The sequence below is a fragment of the Devosia sp. genome (assembly GCF_017307565.1).
In the GTDB taxonomy this organism is placed as follows: domain Bacteria; phylum Pseudomonadota; class Alphaproteobacteria; order Rhizobiales; family Devosiaceae; genus Devosia.
The window spans coordinates 1-2,681 of the sequence record NZ_JAFKHD010000270.1 but is presented as its reverse complement, the minus strand read 5'-3'; the positions used below and the strand labels follow the sequence as shown (position 1 = coordinate 2,681).

The following is a 2,681-nucleotide window of genomic DNA, read 5'->3' as shown; positions in this document are numbered from 1 at the left end:
GGAGCGCTGTCGAACTTTTGACCCTGCCTTCGGCTCAGGCGTGGCTGGTTGCAGCCCCGATGCGCGCGGTCACTTCGATCTCTACCTTCATGCCTTCCTCGATCATTGCAACGATGAGCATGGAAGCCGCAGGACGGATGTCCTTGAAGACCGGGCCGACGGCTGCAACGACTTCGTCCACATAGGAGCGGTCGCCGACGTAATAAACAACGCGAACCGTGTCCTGAATAGACGAACCGGCTTCCTTGAGCGCCTTATCGATGGTGGCAAGGGCATTCCTCGCCTGGTCGCCAACGCTCTCGGGCATCTTCATGACCGCGTAATCATAGCCCGTGGTGCCCGACACATAGACGGTGTCCTCGTGGCGGACGGCGCGGGAATAGCCAAAGGTCGCTTCGAAAGGCGAACCGGTAGAGACGCGTTGGACCATTTTGTCAGCTCAGTTGCTTGTGAAGGAAAAACCGGCTGTGGCCGGGTGGGCAATCGGTGATCTCGCCAAAAACGCTATAGCCGAGCTTTTCGTAGAAGCCGCGCGCCTGAAAGGAAAAGGTGTCGAGCCTGCTGCCGACGCAACCCTTTTCGCGGGCTACGGCTTCGGCCTTGAGCATCAGTTCGCGGCCAATGCCCTGCCCGCGCAGACGCTCGGGCACAAACAGCAGTTCGACGAACATCCATGCATAGCCGATGCGGGCGGTTAGGCCCCCATCCACCATGCCGGTTTCTGGATTGGTCAGCGTAAACCCGATCGTTGCGACGGGCCCATCGAAATCTGCCGTTTTACTGGCATTGAACGCCATCAGGCCTTCAACGATTGCAGCCCGGCTTTCGGGCTGCAATTCCGGTTCATAGGCGATTTCGGCCATTTGGGTCCTAGAGCCAGGGGCGCTCGGAGGCCATCTTGCCCTCGAAGGACGAAATGGCGGGATCGGACTTCAGCGTGCCGGCGATATCGTCGAGACCTTCGAGCAGGATGTGCTTGCGGGCCGGGTCGATGTCGAAGTGCAGCGTGCCGCCGTCCGGACCCTTGATGGTCTGGGCTTCGAGATCGACGGTGAGCGTCGCGTTCGAGCCCCGATCGGCGTCGTCGAGAAGGAGCTTCAGCTGCTCGGCCGAAACGACCAGCGGCAAGATGCCGTTCTTGAAGCAGTTGTTATAGAAAATGTCGGCGAAGCTGGTGGAGATCACGCAGCGAATGCCGAAGTCGGCCAGCGCCCAGGGGGCGTGCTCGCGGCTGGAACCGCAGCCGAAATTGTCACCGGCGATGATGATCTTGGCTTGGCGATAAGCCGGCTTGTTGAGCACGAATTCGGGATTTTCCGAACCGTCTTCATTGTAGCGCATCTCAGAAAACAGAGCCGTGCCGAGGCCGGTGCGCTTGATGGTCTTGAGATACTGCTTGGGGATGATCATATCGGTGTCGATATTGATGATCGGCAGCGGCGCTGCGACACCCGTCAGTGTGGTGAATTTTTCCATCGGAAAACCTCGCTTTGCGAGGGTCTTTGGGCCAAACCGGGGTCGGGGTCAAGTCGGCTGGCGCCGAAAGCGTTCGGCGCGCTTGACCGCAGCAATTCCCGGTGTCTACTCCTGTTTGCCTATTCGGCTGATTGAGACCGAAGTTCCGGGGGGTGGGCGATGCATGGATCAGTGCCGTTGACGGCTGAATCTGGTCAGAAAAAGGCCTTCCAGTTAACATCGCGACAGGTTTTGCGGGCGCTCGAGACCATGGCAGGCGTCGGCTTTTTCACGCTCCACTTCGCCGATGGCAAGGTGCGAGCCTCTGAAGGTCTGCATATTCTGGCGGGTACACCCGAACATGCGGGCGAGCCGATCACGATCGAGTTTATCGAGACCCATACCCATCCCGACGACCGCCGAAGGTTGGTCGAGAGCTTTCACATGTTGATGCGCGATACCTTGCCCGTGGAGCGCTTTCTGCGGCTGGTCCGGCCCGATGGCGTGGTGCGCCACCTGGAGATGCGTTTCGAACGGCTCGTCGACGAAGCCCGTCGACCCGTTGGCTGGATCATCTGTGCGCTCGACCGCTCGGAAGAAGACAGTTTGCGCAAGAACCTGTCTCTCATGCGTCAGAGGTTGTGTGCTGTGCTCGATCGGCTCGATGTCGACCTTGCATGGTTCAGCTCGCCCAATGGCCGGCTCATCGAGCGGGCCCGGCAATCGCGGAATGCTGATCTGCGGTCTACCTCGCTCTTCACCATGGAGAGTTGGTTTGCCGCGGTTCATCCCGACGACCGTGCCCAGGCCCTTGCCAATCTCGACCACGCCGAGGCCGGCGTTTCAGAAGTGCGGGTGGAGCGGGCACCGGGCCAATATGTTCCCATGCGCACGGTGCGCCAGCCGGTGCTCAACGAAGCGGGCGAAATGGTCGAGTGGCTGGGCCTGACAACGCTGGTCGAACCGGGGCGTGGCGGCCTGGAAGCCAGCGCCGCTGCGAGTGAAGAACTGCTCAACGGCCCGCTCCTTCGCGCCGCGCGCAACTTGCTCGGCTGGACCATTCCGGTGCTCGCCGAGCAATCGGGCATTTCCGCCTCGACCATCATGCGCATCGAGGAAGCGACGGCGCCGATCATCGAGGTGGCCCGACGCAGCACGGCGGAGCGCCTGACGCGCGCCCTTACCAAGGGCGGCGTCATCTTTCACAGCACCCTTACCGGCAAACT

At 60.9% G+C, this 2,681-nt stretch carries 4 protein-coding genes; 1 reads left to right on the top strand and 3 read right to left on the bottom strand.

Annotated features, from left to right (window positions below; translation table 11 throughout):
- Positions 1-34 precede the first annotated feature (34 nt).
- Genes J0I64_RS08490 through leuD form a run of 3 tightly spaced genes read right to left on the bottom strand, consistent with a single transcriptional unit; the run spans position 35 to position 1,476 of the window.
- Complete coding sequence (locus J0I64_RS08490) at positions 35-430, bottom strand: RidA family protein (RefSeq protein WP_291407152.1); 396 nt, start codon at positions 428-430, stop codon at positions 35-37.
- Between the two features lie 4 nt (positions 431-434).
- Entirely contained in the window at positions 435-863 is a 429-nt protein-coding gene (locus J0I64_RS08485; RefSeq protein WP_291407151.1) for an N-acetyltransferase, read from the bottom strand.
- A gap of 7 nt (positions 864-870) precedes the next feature.
- Positions 871-1,476, bottom strand: coding sequence for a 3-isopropylmalate dehydratase small subunit (leuD, locus tag J0I64_RS08480; protein ID WP_291407150.1), 606 nt, complete (start codon positions 1,474-1,476; stop codon positions 871-873).
- A 177-nt stretch (positions 1,477-1,653) separates the two neighbouring features.
- Between leuD and J0I64_RS08475 the strand changes: the two genes are divergently transcribed.
- The coding region (locus J0I64_RS08475) for a PAS domain-containing protein (RefSeq protein ID WP_291407149.1) at positions 1,654-2,681 on the top strand (1,028 nt) is incomplete at its 3' end.